Here is a 17,918-nt window from a genome sequence, read left to right as displayed (position 1 = left end):
CTTTAACTTGCGACAGAACTGCCTTCTTTCTTTTTCTGTAATTTCTTTTGGTAGAAGACGATTTCGTCTTCTGTACAATAAATGTAGTGTCCCTCTTCGATCTCATGCATTCCACGAACCCGTCCATCCTCTGGTTCTGACTGATATTTGATTCGTGTGCGAGTGCGTTCATACTCAGGATCAGGCAATGGAATCGCAGATAATAGACTTTCTGTATAAGGATGGACACCGTGATGGTAGATCGCATCGCTCGTACCGACTTCCAATAATTTGCCATGGTGCATCACGCCAATTCGATCACTAATGTGTTTCACCATGGATAAATCATGGGCGATAAACAGATAGGTCAAATTTTGTTCTGCTTGCAAATCCTGCAGCAGATTTACCACTTGGGCTTGGATTGATACGTCCAAGGCCGAAATAGGTTCGTCACAGATAATGAATTTGGGTTTGACAGCTAACGCCCGAGCAATGCCGATCCGTTGCCGTTGCCCGCCAGAAAATTCATGGGGGTAACGGGTACCGTGACTGGGATTTAAGCCCACAATCTTCAATAGTTCATCTACGCGGTTATTTCGTTCCGTGTCAGAGGCTGCCAACCCATTGATGTCGATTCCTTCTGCAATGATATCGCGAACCTTCATCCGAGGATTCAGTGAAGCATAGGGATCTTGGAAAATCATCTGCACGTCTCGACGAAATTCTTTCAACGCCGCTTTGCCTTTGATTTTAGTGACATCCACACCGTCAAAATCAACTTCACCACCTGTAGGTTCGTTCAGTCGAATGATTGTGCGTCCAGTCGTTGATTTTCCACTACCAGATTCACCCACCAAACCAAACGTTTCTCCTTCATAAATATGGAAGCTGATATCATCAACGGCTTTTACTTCGTCTTTGCGACCAACGTTAAAATATTGTTTCAGGCCGTCCACTTTTAATAAGACTTTTTTCACCGGGCTTCCCTCCTTTATTTCTATTTAATGTCCTTAATTTTCTTTGTTCCATTAGATGATTGGAATGACGGCTTAAGCTGTTTCATTGGCTTGCTTGGAACGGAATTTTTCCCAACGAATTTGGATTTCTTTTGGCGGCACTACTTTTGGTGCTTGTGGTGCCAAAAGCCATGTTGCCGCTTTATGGGTCGGTGATACCTCAAAAAATGGTGGCGCTTGCTGGGTATCAATTTTCAACGCATATTCGTTCCGAGGATAAAACGCATCCCCTGTTGGCGGCTTCAATAAATCTGGCGGAGAACCGGGAATGGCATACAATCGATCGCCGGTTCCTTCCAACGTTGGCATGGAACCTAAAAGTCCCCATGTATACGGATGTTGCGGATTATAAAAGATTTCTTCTGCTGTTCCAACTTCAATGATTCTTCCCCCATACATAACTGCCACCCGATCAGCCACATTTGCCACGACACCAAGGTCATGGGTGATAAAAATAATTGAGGTATTGATTTTTTGTTGGATATCCTTCAATAATTCTAAAATTTGGGCCTGAATCGTTACATCTAGTGCTGTAGTTGGCTCATCGGCAATCAGAACTTTCGGGTAACAAATCAGTGCAATGGCAATCACAATCCGTTGGCGTTGTCCACCGGAGAATTGGTGGGGATAATTCTTTAACCGTTTTTCTGCATCTGGAATTCCGACAAGTTTCAATAGTTCCAGCGCTGAAGCCATCGCTTCTTTTTTCGATACTTTGTTGTGGATACGCAAAGACTCTGCCACTTGTTTACCGATTGTCATGGTCGGATCAAGAGAAGTCATTGGATCTTGAAAAATCATTGCGATTTCTTTTCCGCGGATTTTTTGCATTTCCTTTTCAGACTTATGCACCAAGTCTTCTCCTTCAAATAAGATCGACCCATTATCAATGTTGGCGTTGCTTGCCAACAAGCGCATGATCGTCCGTGTTGTCACGGACTTGCCGCTACCGGATTCTCCAACGATTGCTAAGGTCTCTCCTTCATTCAAATCAAAACTGACGTTACGAATCGCCCGAACTTTTCCGGCGTAAGTATCAAATGAAATTTCTAAATCTTTTACTTCTAGTGCTTTTTTCATAGTCCTCACTCCTTCATTTTCGGATCAAAGGCATCCCGCAAGCCATCAGCCAACAGGTTAAAACCAATCATGATCACAGACAGTGTCACTGCCGGAATCCATAATAGATAAGGTAAATATTGGAAGGTTTTGTAGCCATCACTCAGCATCATTCCTAGAGAAGCTGAAGGTGGTGTCAAACCTAAACCGATAAAACTTAGGAAAGCTTCAAAGAAAATCGCTGTCGGAATACTGAACATCATCTGAACGATGATCACGCTGGAAATATTAGGCAGAATATGTTTAAAGGCAATTTTGACATTGCTTTCTCCCAGTGTTTTTGCTGCTAAAACAAATTCCTGATCCTTCAGCTTCATGGTCTGTGCCCGTACAATCCGCGCCATAGGAATCCAGTTGGTGATTGCCATTGCCGCTACAATCGACATGAACCCCGGTTTGAACATAACCAGCATCAAAATCATTACAACCAGATTGGGAATCCCGGAAAGGACTTCAAGGAAACGTTGCATCAAGTTGTCTGTAGTGCCGCCTTTTAATCCAGAAATCAAACCGTAGCTGACACCAATCACGATATCAAACATTGCCGCTACAAAAGCAATCAACAATGAAATTCGTGTTCCCATGAATAAGCGACTCAAAACGTCCCGACCTAAACCATCTGTACCAAAAAAGAAATTTACATTGTCCGGTACTTTCGCTTGCGCATATTTGTCGACTAATTCTCCGCCCACCATTGCTTTTCCGTTCAAACCATCAATATCGATTCCCGGAATTCGAGGGGGCAAATTAATATAGCTCACATTTTGCTTCGTCGGATTGTGGGGAGAAACAAAAATTGTTACAAAAGCGATCAGAATAATGATGCCAAGTAACGACATGGAGAAAACAGCCGCTTTGTTTTTTCTCAAACGCCGCCATGAATCCTGTAAAAAGGTCAATGAAGGAGCCGCGATTGCTTCCCGTTCTTTTACGGTATCTTTTTGCAACAATTCAAAGTCTGTTGCGGGAATTTTTGCGATTTCCGAGTAGTTTTTTGATACTTCCATCAGCCTCTGCTCCCTTCTGAAACGCGGATCCGTGGATCAACGATGCCATATAAAATATCGACGATTAAAATGACTACGATCAACATACCAGAATACATTAGTGTAACTGCCATAATCGTTGGGTAATCATTCGTGGTGATCGATTTTACAAATTGTTCTCCGATTCCCGGAATAGCAAAGATGTTTTCAACAACCAAAGAACCAGTCATCAAACCAACTGCCAAAGGTCCTAATAATGTCAGTAATGGAATTAAACTATTCCGCAAGCCATGCTTGAAGGCAATTTCCCAACGCCCCAGCCCTTTCGCGCGAGCCAATTCGACGAAGTCACTGTGCATAACTTCCACCATTTCTGTTCGAATAAAGCGGGCAGAATCGGCTAATGGCGACATGGCTAACGCGATGGTTGGTAAAATCGTATAGGCAAAGCCTTCCCATTTTGCGATTGGCAACATATGCAACTGAATTGCAAACACATATTGTAATAAAACTGCAAATACGAAGTTTGGAATCGAACGACCTAAAATTGCCACTAGGGTTGCTAACGTATCTGCCCAGGAATTTTGTTTCATTGCTGAAATCGTTCCTAAAATAATACCGAACAATGTTCCAAAGATGATGGCCTGCATCCCTAATTGCAAGGAAGGTCCAATTCGATTAGCCAATAAAGCGGCAACCGGTTGATTTTTAAATTGGAAGGAAATACCAAAATCAAATTGCACCAAATTTTGTAAATAAATGCCATATTGAACCAATACTGGTTTGTCTAAACCAACTTGCTTATTCAGCAACTCGATGGTCTCAGGGCTTAACCGTTCCGCATTGGTATACGGTGTGCCCGGCAGTAATTTCATTAAGAAAAAAGTTACTGTTGCAATCAGCCACAAGGTGATCACACCGAAAAGCAGACGTTTTAGAAAGTATTTAATAAAACTGTTCACTATTTTTCCCCCTACTCTTTCTTGTCTTTGACTTTCTTTGCTGGTTTCGCTACATTATATAAGAATAAACTTTAAGGAGCCCATTTATGAATAAACGCAACTTCCCCTATATTCTATCCCTTTTAGGAATCGCCGCCATCTTATTGTGGCATTTTCTTCAAAAAAGTTTTACGCTTATCCAGCTTTCTGATTCTCTCTTTTTAGTGGGACTGCCTTTTTTGATTGTCGGCAGTTTGTTATGGGTTTTTTCTTCTGGCTTCTTCGACACCTTTCAACGCTCGATGCATGAAGCCTTTGGAAGAAGACAAAAGAAAAAATCTAACTTCATGCCGCTTTCACAAGTCGGCGCTCATGCCTATCGTTTTTGGCTGATTATCGCAGGGAGTTTAATTGGACTTTCCATTCTCCTGCTTTTAATCCATTATTTATAGGTTGAACAAAACAAAGTCCGGGGCATTAATCGATCGTTGATTAATGTCCCGACTTTTTTTCAAGTTCAAACTCTTACTTTTATTCTTCTACATAAGTCCATTTGTAATCCCATGAAGCGCCGGCACCGTGGTGAACGATTCCTTTGATTTTCGGATTAACCAAGTGTCCTTCTGCTTTTTGATAAACTGGAAGTACGCCCATTTCATCCATGATGATTTGGTTTGCATCCAGCATATTTTGCCAACGTTTTGCTGGATCTCCCGCATTTGTTGAAGAGGATTCTTTGACAGCGGCATCGTATTTCGCGTTGCTCCATTGGCCACGGTTGTATGAATTTCCCGTTACGAACAAGTCAGTAAAGCTGCTTGGATCAGAATAATCAGCTGCCCAACCACCTAATACGACATCGAAATCACCAGAATTTGAACGATCCAATCGAACAGAGAACGGTACAGGTGTTGGTGTGACTTTGACACCATCCAATGTTTCTTCCCATACATTTTGTAGGTATTCGATTACTTTCTTCGATGAATCATCATCAGAAGCCATCAATTCGAATTCTAAGGAGTCGATTCCTAATTCTTTTTTCGCTTTTTCCCAATATTCTTTGGCTTTGTCAGCATCAAAGGAAACTAATGTGCCGGCATCTTCGGTGAAGTCTTTCCCAGTTTCAGGATTTTTAGCCAAGTCTACCGGAATCAAACTAGTGGAAACAACAGAACCGTCACCCAAGACTTTGTCCACCAATGCATCACGATCGATTGCATAAGAGAACGCTTTTCTCAAGTTCGTATTGTTGAATGGGGAATCTTCATCCCGTTGATTGAATTCCGCATATGTTGTACGTGCTTCTTTTGCTGAATAGAACGCTTCGTCATTTGCATTTTGCTGTGCTAATTCACCAGTCAAGATAACGTCATCTGCTTGACCATCTTTAAATAGGTTCAAGCTAGTGGAGGATTCTTTCACAACACTGACGTTGATTTGATCTAATTTTACAGAATCTTTATCCCAATAATGATCGTTCTTCTTGTAAACCCAATCCGTATCAGAACCCGGACCATCAAATTCTTCTAAAGTAAATGGACCATTATAAACTGCTTTGTCACTGGCAGAAGCATATTCTTTGCCGTTTTCTTCTACAACCGCTTGGCTTTGTGGGAAGAAAGAAGCAAAGGCCAACAAGTAATCAAAGTAAGGTGTGGTTTTTGCCAAAGTGATTTCCAATTCATAGTCACTTACAGCTTTGATTCCTAATTCAGATGGGTCTTTCTTGCCGGCTGTGATTTCTGCCGCATTTTTTACAGGTTCGTAAAGATACGCATATTCAGAGGCGGTTTTGGGATCAACTGTCCGTTGCCAGCCATAGACGTAATCTGCTGCGGTAACGTTCTCGCCATTAGACCATTTAGCGTCTTCACGCAATTTTACTTTGTACGTTAAACCGTCTTCGCTGACTTCTGCCAGTTCGGTTGCACCGGCAGGAATGGGTTGATTGTCTTCATCAATACGGTAAAGACCTTCATACACATTGTTCAACGCGGTAAAACTAATTGTGTCAGTAGCTACTGATAAATCAGCGGTAGGCATTTCTTGTGGTACGACCAAGTTAAAAACTTGTTTACTGCCTCCTTTGCCTGAATCGCCCGCTGCTGCACTGTCATCTGTGGATTTGCCGCCACCATAACATCCAGCAAGAACGAAACCGCAGACTGCTACGATGCCCAATAACGATTTCTTTTTCATTTGCGTTACCCCTTTAGTTTGTAATTTTCAGAAAATTTAGCAACTTCTGAAGTTGAATAGAATTTTAATTAATAATTATTAAAAAAGCAATAGCAATTTCATCATTTTCGCATAAAAAAACAGTAAATTATCATTATTCTGATAATTCACACACCTTTAGAAAGCGCTATTATTGGTGATATATCTCAACTTCTTTATTCAAGTGATTTCTTTTTAAATAATTTCACTTTTTTTGAAAAAATCGCCGGATTTCAGAATTTTTCTCATTTAATTAGATAATCATGGCATAATTCAATTAAATTCAAAAAACAAAAAAATCCTTTATCCGCAAAGCAGATAAAGGATTTTTTCACTCAATCTTATTTTTATCAACAAATAAAAATGAGATAACTTTCATTGTAAGTGTAACTTTCTGAGAACTGTCAGATAAGAAACAGCTCTATTTCTTTTCAAATTTCATTTCCTTGATTTTATGAGGGAGAATTTTCATTTTCCGGTTCGGCAATTCGTTTTGCCATTAAAATATCTGGTTTGTTCCAGCCATTGGCATCTGGAATAACACCCACAATCTGATAGCCTTGTTTTTCATAAAATTCAAAGGGATGATTTTTTAAATTTTTGATTTGACTGAGGGCTTGAAACGTATCTTGATACAAATCCAGCTCACTCAATGAAGTGGCATGATTTTCATCATCTGTCCCCAGATACATGGTGATACCACCATGAGAAGCAACTTCTTTTTCTAAGAAATCCACCAAACGCATACCGATTTTTCGTCGACGATAGGCATCTCCAACGACTAACGGATGCAGCTCCCATCCCGTATGATCGTATTGTGGAATTGCGCCGATAAAGCCAATCAACATGTCCTCTTCCAGCGCCGCGACTGCCAAACGTTCTTCTGCTAACAAGGCGTTGATCTGCGATTCCTCCCTATATTCCTCCGGCCAAGTTTTTTTCAACAGGTCCGCCAACTGATCCCGCATGACCACATCTTCTCGATCAAATTCTGTAATAATCAAAGCAATCGCCTCCCGTTCTTATCGATTCTACCAGTCATTCAAAAAAAATGTTACTGATTTGCTTTTTGAAAAAACAGCAGGCACAAAAAAAACAATCCCACCCCATGAAAAGGGGCGGATTGCTCAGATTGACTTTGGGTTATACAGCAGCTTCTTTTTTCATCTGCTTGCTGCGTAATTGTCCGCAGGCAGCATCGATGTCTGTCCCATGTTCCTTACGAATAACACAGTTGATCCCATTCTTTTTAAGAATGTCATAAAACTTCAGCACGTCCGCTTTTTTACTGCGGGAATACTGATCGTGCTCACTGACTGGATTATACGGAATCAGATTGACGTAAACCAGTTTTTTCTTGTCTCTTAGCAAGTTTGCTAATTGTTGGGCATGATCTGGTCGGTCGTTCACATTTTGCAACATGATGTATTCAAAGGTGATTCGACGATTGGTTTTTGCCAAATAGAAATCAACGGCTTCCATCAATTTTTCAATTGGAAAACTGCGATTGATCCGCATCATAGAAGTCCGCACTTCATTGTTTGGTGCATGAAGTGAAATCGCCAAGTTGACCTGCAACCCGTTTTCAGCAAATTCTTTGATTTTTGGTGCTAAACCGCTGGTAGAAACTGTGATATGCCGTGCACCGATTGCTAAGCCTTTCGCATCATTGATGATGTGCAGGAACTTCATTACGTTGTCGTAATTGTCAAAAGGTTCTCCGATTCCCATCACAACAACATGAGAAACTCGATTTTCTGATTCCTGTAAATCAAAATAATGCTGTACCATCATGACTTGCGCCACGATTTCACCAGCAGTTAAATCTCGTTGCTTTTTCAGCAGACCACTGGCACAAAACGTACAGCCGATATTGCAGCCAACTTGTGTGGTCACACAAACAGACATCCCGTATTCTTGTCGCATCAGCACGGTTTCGATCATGTGTTTGTCTTGCAATTCAAAAAGGTATTTGACAGTCCCGTCTTTTGCTTCTTGAACGATGGTTTGATTTAATGGATTAATGATAAAATTATCCGTCAGTTTTTGAATCAAATCTTTAGAAAGATTCGTCATTTCTGAGAAATCCATCACGCGTTTTTCATAGAGCCATTCCCATAACTGATTGCCGCGGAATTTCTTTTCTTGATTTTCCTCCAGCCATTGGATCACTTCTTCTTTTGTCAGACCATAGATTGATGGTTTATTCACAAATTGTCCCTCATTTCACGAACTTCGCTACATACTATACCCGATTCCCTCAGTGATTGCAACCGGTCGAAAACGACAAAAACTCCTTTGAACCAATAAAATACGGCTCAAAGGAGTTTTCTCAGTGTTGAACACTTGCATAAACTTTTTTAAAGTAAAAATGGCGGGCAAACAGGTAATAAATCAGCTGAATGACGATAAACAGTCCTAAGACCATCAGTCCTTCTTTTTGCATCCCCATATTAAAAATGTGGTACATCGCAGTCAGAGCCACACCGCCATGAATAACCGACACAATAATCGGCGTAAAGAACAAAATTCCCACCTGTTGGCTGATCATCTTCTTTAATTCTTTTTTCGTCAAACCGATTTTATAAATCATCGCAAATTTTTCGGTATCTTTTGCTAAATCACTATATAGTCGGAAATACAAGAAGCTGCCGGCAGAAATGAAGAAAATCACTCCGATAAACACGCCCACAAATAAAATAGGTGCGTAGGAATCGATCACGGTTTGTACGATATAGGTTTTTGCCATCACATAAGTTTCCGATTCCTTTGTCAACGCTTCTCCAAACTTGATCAGAGCTTCACGGGAGGTGTTTTTCGGTTGCCAAACGATCCGTTTTGTTTCTTCCATTTTACTAAAGTTTGTTCCATCTGGTACGACATACGTTGGGAGGTAGGTCGCCACCAAATTGGTTTTCTCTTTTCTCTCAACTTGCAGCTTTTGCGTGCCGATCGTCACCGTTTTCGCTGTGGTTGTTTGAGCATCCATTTGCGCTTGCTGACTTGCCGGTGTGAGAGAAACTGCTTGTTTTACAGAAATGGTCTCTTCATCCAGCAACGTTGCTAATTTATTGTAATCCGTCTCCGTTAAAAACTGTTTGTCATCCATCGAATAAATCGTGGTTTCCACTTTATCAGCGGTGATTTTTTTCTCAGAAAGCAGAGTGTCAATTTTTTCAGCTTGTTTTTGTACTACTGGGGCTTTGTCCATTACTTCCAATTCATAAGGTTGCTCTTCAATAGCGCCCAGCAAAATCTTTTCTACCCCATAGAGTGTGCCAATTGCAGCAAAGGCTACTGTTGAGATCACGGCAACTAAAATAAAAGAGCGGGCATTATCTTTCATCCGAAAAGACAAGTCAGAAAAGACAATCATATTGGTTTTCTTCCAAAATAATTTCGTGTTCTTCTTTAATCCTTCAATAATCATGACACTGGCTTGATTGAAAAAGAGACTGGTTCCCACAATAACCACTGCCACAACCGGCAATGTCGCCATGATTACTCCGACACCTGGTACCAACAAGGCTACGGCATAACCGATTCCAATCAGTAGAAGACCAAGAATCGCTTTAATTTTTGAAAATTTGATCACACCTTTGCCCAAATCTCCCGCCTGTAACAGCTCTTGCACGCTCATTTTTGGCAAGCGTGTCCGAATCAAGAAAGAGATCACAACGAACAAAAGGGCAAATGCCGCAACGGTAATTAAAATCGACTGCGTTGGAAAATATAAACTAAAATCCAGATGCATCATTTTATTTGCCAATAAAATAATAAGTTGGGTAAAGCCGATTCCAATAAGACTTCCAAAAATCGTGGCAAAAAAACCAATCACTAAATTCTCAATAAAGATCATGTTCTTCAACTGCTTGGGACTCATCCCTTGAATCATCATCAGACCAAACTCTTTTTTCCGAGACTGAATGAACACATCCATCGAGTAGAAAACAAAGAGAAAAGCAAAAAGATAGATAATGATGGCCGCCGTCAACATCCCCATGTCTGCCCGTTTGTCTAACGAACCGTTAACAATGGCGGGATGATTTGCCAAGGCAGTAAAAGCAAAGAAGACCATCACCGATACAGTGGTACTTAAAAAATAGGCCAAATATAAATGCTTGTTGCGAATCGTATTGCGAAAGACAAATTGATTAAAATTCATTTTCGACCTCCTCCACATGGGCCAGGTCGGCAATGATGCGGTCATAAAAATTCTTCTGCTGATCGTCGTTGCGAATTTCTCGTACGAGTCCGCCATCCTTGATGAAAATGATTCGCTTGCAATAGCTGGCTGCCAATGGATCATGGGTAACCATCAAAATCGTTGCTTTTTCTTTTTCATTTAATTGTCGCAGCAAACGCATCACATCTTTTGAAGATTTTGTATCAAGATTTCCCGTTGGTTCATCGGCTAAAACTAGATTAGGTCGATGAATCATCGCCCGTGCGACGGCGACCCGCTGTTGTTGTCCGCCAGAAATTTCCGGGATTCTTTTTTTCAATAAATCAGAAATTCCTAAACGCTGTGCGACTTCTTGCGCAGCTCGCTGCATTACCGCAACCTTTTCACCATCTAATGTTAAAGGCAGCACAATGTTTTCTTCTACGGTTAACGTCGGCATCAAATTGAAATTTTGGAAAACAAAGCCCAACTCTTTTCGGCGAAATTTTGCAATTTGCTCTTGATTCATCTCATGGGGATTCTTGCCGTTCAATTCAATACTTCCAGAAGTTGGATTATCGATTGTTGCCAACAGGTTCAATAAGGTGGATTTTCCCGATCCGGAGGGTCCCATGATTCCTACGAATTCGCCATCTTCAACCGTTAAGTCAATTCCTTTTAATGCTTCATATTTTATGGAGGTGCCATAAACTTTTCTCAGATTTTTTACTTGTAACATATCGTCGCTCCTATTCCTTATTTGACTCTAGTCTACCGAAAAGATTAACTACTGACCATTCATCCAGATAACAACGGTCTAACAATTTTGTTATATCCTTTTATAGTGACTTAAAATGTCTGCTTCTCTTATCCTATCCTGTCTTTTCATTAAAAACATCCGACTTTCGTCTGAAAAAAAAGACGTTGCCATTTTTGACAACGTCTTGCAGTATTTGCGATTTACTGTGGTTCCAAAGGATCGGTACTTTCTTCCGGTTCTAGTTCAAGCAAAACTTTTCGAGGTTTACTACCTTCTGAAGGACCAACCACACCATGAGCTTCTAATTCATCCACCAACCGAGCTGCACGGTTGTAGCCCACTCGAAAGCGCCGTTGCAGCAAAGAAACGCTGGCAGTCTGCATATCCACTACTAGAGCTTTTGCCTGATCGTAGAGTTCATCTTGAGGTTGTTGATTTGGACCGGCTGATTCTTCCGTAATCATCATTTTTTCTTCATAGTTTGCCCCTTGCTGATTGGTGATGAATTCAACCACTCGTTCCACCTCGTGATCAGAAATAAAGGCGCCCTGTACCCGAATCGGTTTATTTTCTCCCATCGGCAGATACAGCATGTCTCCACGACCAAGTAATTTTTCCGCACCGTTGCTATCGATAATCGTTCGAGAATCAACACCACTGGAAACGGCAAAAGCGATTCGCGAGGGAACATTGGCTTTGATGATTCCCGTAATAACGTCGACACTTGGACGTTGCGTTGCTAAAATCATGTGGATACCCGCCGCCCGTGCCATTTGTGCCAAACGAATAATTGCATCTTCCACTTCATTGCTGGCAACCATCATCAAATCTGCCAATTCATCAACGATGACAACAATAAAAGGTAGAATTGGACGATTTTCGCCATCTTCAAGATTTTTTTCAATGACCAATTCATTGTATCCAGTAATGTTTCGGACGCCCGTAGCTGCAAATTTTTCGTAACGTTCTTCCATTTCTTTTACGACTTTTTGCAATGCTTGTGCCGCTTTCCGAGGATTCGTCACAACCGGAGTCAATAAATGGGGGATGCCATTGTAAACATTCAGTTCCACCATTTTAGGGTCGATCATCATCAATTTCACTTCATGGGGTTTTGCCTGCATCAAAATACTGGTGATAATTCCGTTGATTGCGACTGACTTCCCGCTCCCAGTTGATCCGGCAATCAGCAAGTGAGGCATTTTCGTCAGATCGGCTGTTTGTACTCGCCCGGAAATATCCCTACCTAATGGAACTTCCAACAATTTATCTGGATGTAGCGGTTGAGCATCAATAACTTCTCTAAAGGAAACTGTGCTGACAGTACTGTTTGGCACTTCAATCCCAATCAATGATTTTCCGGGAATCGGCGCTTCCATCCGCACATCTTTTGCCGCCAGCGCTAATGCGATATCATCTGTTAAACTGACAATTTTGCTGACTTTTACCCCGACAGCCGGTTGTACTTCAAATTTTGTTACGGCTGGGCCCAAGCTGGCTTTGACAACTTTGGCATCCACGCCAAAACTTTTGAAGGTTGTTTCCAGCACGCCGATATTGCGTTCGATTTTTGAATATTCATCGCTTTGATCGGTGGCAGGGATTGTATCCAACAAGACTGCTGTCGGCAACTCATAATCCTGATCTTCTGCCTCTTCAGAAATTTCAAAATCCAAATCTTCTCCGTCATCTTCCGGAACTTCAGTTGTCGGTTCTGCTTTCGTTTCTGCTTTCGTTTCTGCCGGAATATTTTGCTGAAAGCTGTCGATGGGAACAAAACTTAATTGCTCCGGTTCAGCAAGTGGTTCACTTTCTTCCGGTTCCTCCGCCAATGGACGGACTTGATTTTTTTCGTTTTCTTTCATTTCAGCGAGAACTTTTTCCCGCTCTGCCGCAATTTTGGCTTCTTTTTCTGCTTTCTTAGCCGCTTTTTTCTCTTCTCGTTGAGCTTTTTTCTCCGGGTCCTCTGCTAAAAGCTGTTGCAACCGGTCGCTTAACCCTTGCAAGCCATCAATAACTTGATGACCGCTCATCATACTGAATAAGAACCCGCCGACCGCTAGTAAAATCACTGCAATCAGATAGCTTCCCACTTGCGAGACCAAAAAATAGCTACCTTGATATAAAAGAGCCCCAACCAGTCCACCGCCAACATTTTGGCTTACTTGATTGATTCGCAAGTCACTGAGCAATGCCTGCCAAGTCGTTTGAAAAATATTTGGGTCACTGCTTTGTAATTTACTGAATAGATGGGCATGTAAAAGAAGCAAAATGCCCAAATAAAAAACCACACCCCCAAAAAAGCGCCGATAATTCGTAATTTTTGCTTCCGTCGTTCGCAACATCAACCATACCCCATACCCTGCCAACGCAAGGCATAACAATGGATACGTATTGCCACCAATCAACCGAAACCCGTTTGCGACCAATGTCCCTAAAAATCCTAATTTAAATAAACCAAAGCCAGCCAACAGAACAAAGACCAGACCTAGTAAAATCATAATCAACTTTTCCTGCTGCTGCATTTGCTTTTTCGTTTTTCTTTTTTTCTGGCGTTTCTTTTGTGCCATTTCACCGATCCCTCATTTCATCACTTCCCATTATACAAAAAAAAAGAGGCGAACAAAAGTTTTGTTTTTTGATTTGAGCCGTTTGAAATGCCAATACTATTCAATAAGAAGAAAAAAGGAGACAGCTTTCACTGCCTCCTGTCTATTCCTATTGCTCACTTCACCGAAACATCTTCTCCAAACCATTTTTCAGAAATTTTGGCAAATTCGCCATTTTCCTGTAATTCCTTAAGCCCTTCGTTGACTTTATCTGCAAGTTTTTTGTCATCCTTACGCATACCGACTGCAAAATCTTCGCTTTCAAATGGTCCTTCTGTGATGGTGTAGTCTTCTAATTGGTCCTTTTGTGTCAGGTAATAATTTGCATAGACTTTATCAATCAACAAGCCATCAATTCGTCCAGTTTCCAAATCGATGAAGGCTTCATTAAAGCTTGCATAAAGGACCGCATCGTTGTCTTTCACTAAATCTTTCAAGACTTCTGGTTGATCTGTAAACAAGCTATAACCGGAAGAACCTTCCTGTGCACCTAAAGTTTTGTCTTTCATTCCGTCAAAAGTTGTGATGTTGCTTTTCTTTGGAGTGACCAGTACTTGGTCATTTTCCATATACGGATCAGAAAATAGTACTTTCTTTTCTCGTTCGGCTGTTTTACTGTAACCGTTCCAAATGAGATCAATAGTGCCATTGGATAATTCGGTTTCTTTCATCGACCAATCGATTGGTTGAAAAGTGACCTTCATATCTTCTGCTTCAAAAACGGCTTTTGCCAAATCAATATCAAAACCGACTAATTCCCCCTCCTCATCCTTAAATCCCATTGGTACAAAGGTATCATCCAACCCCACAATAACTTCTTTTGAGGTATCTTTGGCTTCTTCTTTGCCTTTCCCACAGGCTGCCAAACTCAACAGACTTAACCCGACAACCAACCAGCTTGCTGCTTTACTCATTTTTTTCATTTTGTTTCCTCCTTTGTATTTGGGTTTACTTGCAATAAATTGTCTGCGATATTTTCCGCAAACGTCAAATCATGGGTTACCACGATTTGTGTCACACCTTGTTTTTTCAAATCTAAAATCAATCGTTCCACCTGTTGCCGCAGTTCAGGATCTAAGGCACTGGTGGGTTCATCGTAAGCCAATACTTTAGGATTCATCGCCATTGCTCGTGCGATGGCTACCCGTTGCTTTTGACCGCCGGAAAGTTGAAAAGGATATTGTTCCAATAATTCTTCCAATCCTAACTGTTTTGCTAAATGCTGCGCTTTTTCGGTGTATGCTTCTTTGCTTTCCTTTAAAACCATTTTTGGTGCCAACGTGATATTTTCAACGACACTCAAATGGGGAAATAATTGAAAATCTTGAAAAACGACGCCGACAACTTGCTCCTGTTCGTTCAAAGCTGTCGGGTCAAATGCTTTGCCATCCAATAAAAACTCCCCATTATCTACCGTTTCCAAACCGGCTAATGTTCGCAGCAATGTCGTTTTTCCACCGCCGGAAGGTCCGACGATTGCGAGGATACTGCCATCGGGAATCGTCAAATTTAATTGTTCAATCACTTTTTTATTGCCAAATGCCTTTGAAATATTTTTAAGCTCTAACATGATTTTCCTCCTAACATCCTGACCGACTAACGGTAGTAATCCATTTTATTCTCAATTGTTTTCAATAATACGGTAAATACTCCGGTCATTACTAAGTAAACCAAACCAACACCTACTAAAGGCAGTAACGTGGAATCTCGTTCCATTGCGATTTTTCCCAAACGCATGACATCGGATAAGCCAAGAATATAAACCAAGGAAGTGTCTTTGACCAAATTAATAATTTCATTTCCTACTGAAGGAAACGTGATCTTTACTACTTGTGGAATGATGATTTTGGTAATGGTTTGTCCTTTGCTCAAGCGTAAAACCTGTGCGGCTTCGTATTGCCCTTTCGCAATCGACTGAATTCCCCCACGGAAAATTTCTGCAAAGTAAGCGGCATAGTTGATAACGAAAGCCAACACTGCTGCATCGAATCGATCAAAAACGATTCCCACTAATGGCAACCCGTAAAAAACAAAAATTAGTTGCAACAAAAGAGGGGTTCCCCGCATCAACCAGACATAAAGTTGTACGATAAATTTGAACGGCTGCAAATGACTCGCTAAAACAAATGCGAGAATGATCCCGATCGGAATGGCTCCTAAAAGTGTAAAAGCAAATAATTTAATGGTGATTCCTGCTCCATTTAAAATTTGCGGCATAACTGAAATTAAATACTCCATGATTTTCCCTCCAAAATTTTGCGTTTTTCCTACATTCGAAAATAAAAAAAATCCTCTGGCATTGTGCCAGAGGACGTTCACTACGTGGTTCCACCTCAGTTCCTTCTCTTTTCGCAAAGAGAAGCTCCTGCAGTCACTGCATCACTAGTTTTGAACCCATAAAAATAAAAAATCCTTTAGTCATAAGACTAAAGGACGTAAATTACGCGGTTCCACCTTTTTTTATCAATGCTTCGCAGCGATTGATCTCAACTAGTCATCCAACAATGACTGCGGCTATAACGGGCCAACCCGGAAATTCCTACTCTTTTCAGAAATTCGACTCCAAGATGTGTTTCGCAGGAACTGTTATCTCTTTTCACCAACCAGAGACTCTCTAAAAACAAATTTACTTGCTACTCTTCTTTTCGATGTCGTATTATTAAGTTGTTAACAATTTACCTGTATTTAACCAAAATGTCAACTGTTTTTAATTTTTTTTTGGAGGAATGTGTATGACTGCTACTGAAAAAGAAGCTTATGATTTGTTGAATCAGCTATCTATCAACTATCTTCGGGTGGATCATCCGGCAATCACCTCAGTTAAAAATGTTCCCTTTGAGCTTCCCGGACCGCAAGTCAAAAATCTTGTGCTGAAAGCAAAAAAGGGTAACGGAGTCTATCTGGTCATTTTGCCAGATGAAAAACAAGCAAATCTGGCATTGATTGCAGAAGAATTATCTGAAAAACGTCTGTCATTTCTTTCAGAGTCGGATCTCTTCAATTTATTGAAAATTCCGGCAGGTACGGTCACGCCGTTAGCCTTGCCCCATGATCACGAACATCGCATCACCGTCGTAATTGACCGTGAGATCGACCGAGAGGATACAGTGGGGTTTCATCCAAATATCAATACCACGACATTGATGATCCAGTTTCATGATTTCGAAAAAATGCTCACTCATCTTGGCTATGAGCCGCTTTTTATCACGGTCTAAAAAAATAACGCTGCACCGGTAATTGGTGCAGCGTTTTTGAATTAGTGCTTGTAGCTTAAATAATAAAATGCCGAAACAAAAATTGAACCGCCAATGATGTTTCCAAGATAAACTGGAATAAAATTACGGATGAAATCCATCCATGTTGCATGACCTTCAAAGATTGCAGCCGGAATCACAAAACAGTTTGCGACACTATGCTGAAAGCCGATCGCAACAAAAATCATTACTGGAAACCAAATCACCAATACTTTTCCAGCAGCATCTTTGGCACCATAAGACAACCATAAAGCCAAGCCGACAAACCAGTTACAGCCAATTCCTGAGCCGATTGCTTGAATCGTTGTGACATTGATTTTGTGGTGAGCAAGATCAATCAATTGTTCTAAATAGGGACCGGAATGCGTCAGTGCCACGACATGTCCAAAGAAATAAGCAACAAAAATTCCGCCAATGACATTCGCAAAGGTGATGATCAGCCAATTTTTCAATAAATCCGCCAACCGAATTTTTTTATCCATAAAGGCGATTGCAACCGCCATCATATTCCCCGTAATCAGTTCCCCACCGCCAAGAAGTATCACCAACAACCCAATTGGAAATACCGAAGCGCCAACTAAACTTGTTAAACTGCCTAAACTTTCAGGAATTGATGCGGAAACGCGAATATATGCCAAGTACCCCAAGGAAATCATTGCGCCGCCGATAAATCCTAAAATCAGCTTTGCCCGCAATGGCTTGTGAATTTTTTTCTGTCCGTACTGAATACTCAATTCCATAATTTCTTCTGGTGTGTGCATTTGTTCATCTCTCTCCTTTATCCGTGCTTTTTTTACTTTACGATATTTGAAAAAAAAAGCAATCCCTATTTCGAAAAAACTAGTGAATTTTGTCACAATTCTCATTTTTTT

General features: G+C 41.0%; 16 protein-coding genes and 1 other annotated feature. Of the genes, 2 read left to right on the top strand and 14 right to left on the bottom strand.

Annotated features, from left to right (window positions below):
• Positions 1-2: 2 nt before the first annotated feature.
• From BN1875_RS05620 to opp3b, 4 genes are all read right to left on the bottom strand, one after another.
• Positions 3-956, bottom strand: a complete 954-nt coding sequence (locus BN1875_RS05620; RefSeq protein ID WP_048603873.1) for an ABC transporter ATP-binding protein — start codon at positions 954-956, stop codon at positions 3-5.
• Between the two features lie 72 nt (positions 957-1,028).
• Positions 1,029-2,075, bottom strand: a complete 1,047-nt coding sequence (locus BN1875_RS05615; protein ID WP_048603872.1) for an ABC transporter ATP-binding protein — start codon at positions 2,073-2,075, stop codon at positions 1,029-1,031.
• Positions 2,076-2,080: 5 nt separating this feature from the next.
• Positions 2,081-3,121, bottom strand: a complete 1,041-nt coding sequence (locus tag BN1875_RS05610; protein ID WP_048603871.1) for an ABC transporter permease — start codon at positions 3,119-3,121, stop codon at positions 2,081-2,083.
• Positions 3,121-4,062 carry an oligopeptide ABC transporter permease gene (opp3b, locus tag BN1875_RS05605; protein WP_048603870.1) on the bottom strand — a complete coding sequence of 314 codons (942 nt, stop codon included), beginning with the start codon at positions 4,060-4,062 and terminating at the stop codon, positions 3,121-3,123. The genes BN1875_RS05610 and opp3b overlap by 1 nt, the downstream gene beginning before the upstream one ends.
• An 86-nt stretch (positions 4,063-4,148) precedes the next feature.
• Here opp3b and BN1875_RS05600 point away from each other — a divergent pair, with 86 nt between their 5' ends.
• Complete coding sequence (locus BN1875_RS05600; RefSeq protein WP_048603869.1) at positions 4,149-4,493, top strand: DUF3899 domain-containing protein; 345 nt, start codon at positions 4,149-4,151, stop codon at positions 4,491-4,493.
• A 79-nt stretch (positions 4,494-4,572) separates the two neighbouring features.
• On the opposite strand, the gene BN1875_RS05595 is transcribed toward BN1875_RS05600, so the two are convergent.
• From BN1875_RS05595 to BN1875_RS05555, 9 genes are all read right to left on the bottom strand, one after another.
• Positions 4,573-6,240, bottom strand: a complete 1,668-nt coding sequence (locus tag BN1875_RS05595; protein WP_048603868.1) for a peptide ABC transporter substrate-binding protein — start codon at positions 6,238-6,240, stop codon at positions 4,573-4,575.
• A 470-nt stretch (positions 6,241-6,710) separates the two neighbouring features.
• The gene (locus BN1875_RS05590; RefSeq protein WP_048603867.1) at positions 6,711-7,262 is read right to left on the bottom strand and encodes an aminoglycoside 6'-N-acetyltransferase; all 552 of its coding nucleotides are present in this window, start codon (positions 7,260-7,262) and stop codon (positions 6,711-6,713) included.
• 139 nt (positions 7,263-7,401) lie between these two features.
• Positions 7,402-8,469, bottom strand: a complete 1,068-nt coding sequence (gene rlmN, locus BN1875_RS05585) for a dual-specificity RNA methyltransferase RlmN (protein ID WP_048603866.1) — start codon at positions 8,467-8,469, stop codon at positions 7,402-7,404.
• A gap of 121 nt (positions 8,470-8,590) precedes the next feature.
• Positions 8,591-10,423, bottom strand: coding sequence for an ABC transporter permease (locus BN1875_RS05580; RefSeq protein ID WP_048603865.1), 1,833 nt, complete (start codon positions 10,421-10,423; stop codon positions 8,591-8,593).
• Positions 10,413-11,162, bottom strand: a complete 750-nt coding sequence (locus BN1875_RS05575; protein ID WP_048603864.1) for an ABC transporter ATP-binding protein — start codon at positions 11,160-11,162, stop codon at positions 10,413-10,415. The genes BN1875_RS05580 and BN1875_RS05575 overlap by 11 nt, the downstream gene beginning before the upstream one ends.
• 221 nt (positions 11,163-11,383) lie before the next feature.
• Complete coding sequence (locus tag BN1875_RS05570) at positions 11,384-13,753, bottom strand: FtsK/SpoIIIE family DNA translocase (RefSeq protein ID WP_048603863.1); 2,370 nt, start codon at positions 13,751-13,753, stop codon at positions 11,384-11,386.
• Positions 13,754-13,908: 155 nt separating this feature from the next.
• The gene (locus tag BN1875_RS05565; protein WP_390622590.1) at positions 13,909-14,706 is read right to left on the bottom strand and encodes an amino acid ABC transporter substrate-binding protein; all 798 of its coding nucleotides are present in this window, start codon (positions 14,704-14,706) and stop codon (positions 13,909-13,911) included.
• Between the two features lie 5 nt (positions 14,707-14,711).
• Positions 14,712-15,362, bottom strand: a complete 651-nt coding sequence (locus BN1875_RS05560; RefSeq protein ID WP_048603861.1) for an amino acid ABC transporter ATP-binding protein — start codon at positions 15,360-15,362, stop codon at positions 14,712-14,714.
• A gap of 26 nt (positions 15,363-15,388) precedes the next feature.
• Entirely contained in the window at positions 15,389-16,030 is a 642-nt protein-coding gene (locus BN1875_RS05555) for an amino acid ABC transporter permease (RefSeq protein WP_048604181.1), read from the bottom strand.
• 188 nt (positions 16,031-16,218) lie between these two features.
• Positions 16,219-16,450 (bottom strand) — a binding site (T-box leader).
• Positions 16,451-16,524: 74 nt separating this feature from the next.
• On the opposite strand from BN1875_RS05555, the gene BN1875_RS05550 reads away from it, so the two are divergent.
• On the top strand, positions 16,525-17,007 hold the full coding sequence (locus BN1875_RS05550) for a YbaK/EbsC family protein (protein ID WP_048603860.1): 483 nt from the start codon (positions 16,525-16,527) through the stop codon (positions 17,005-17,007).
• A 41-nt stretch (positions 17,008-17,048) separates the two neighbouring features.
• On the opposite strand, the gene BN1875_RS05545 is transcribed toward BN1875_RS05550, so the two are convergent.
• Entirely contained in the window at positions 17,049-17,807 is a 759-nt protein-coding gene (locus BN1875_RS05545) for a formate/nitrite transporter family protein (RefSeq protein WP_048604180.1), read from the bottom strand.
• Between the last annotated feature and the right edge of the window lie 111 nt (positions 17,808-17,918).

The organism is Enterococcus massiliensis (assembly GCF_001050095.1).
GTDB lineage: Bacteria > Bacillota > Bacilli > Lactobacillales > Enterococcaceae > Enterococcus_C > Enterococcus_C songbeiensis.
This window is presented reverse-complemented; position numbering and strand designations above follow the sequence as displayed.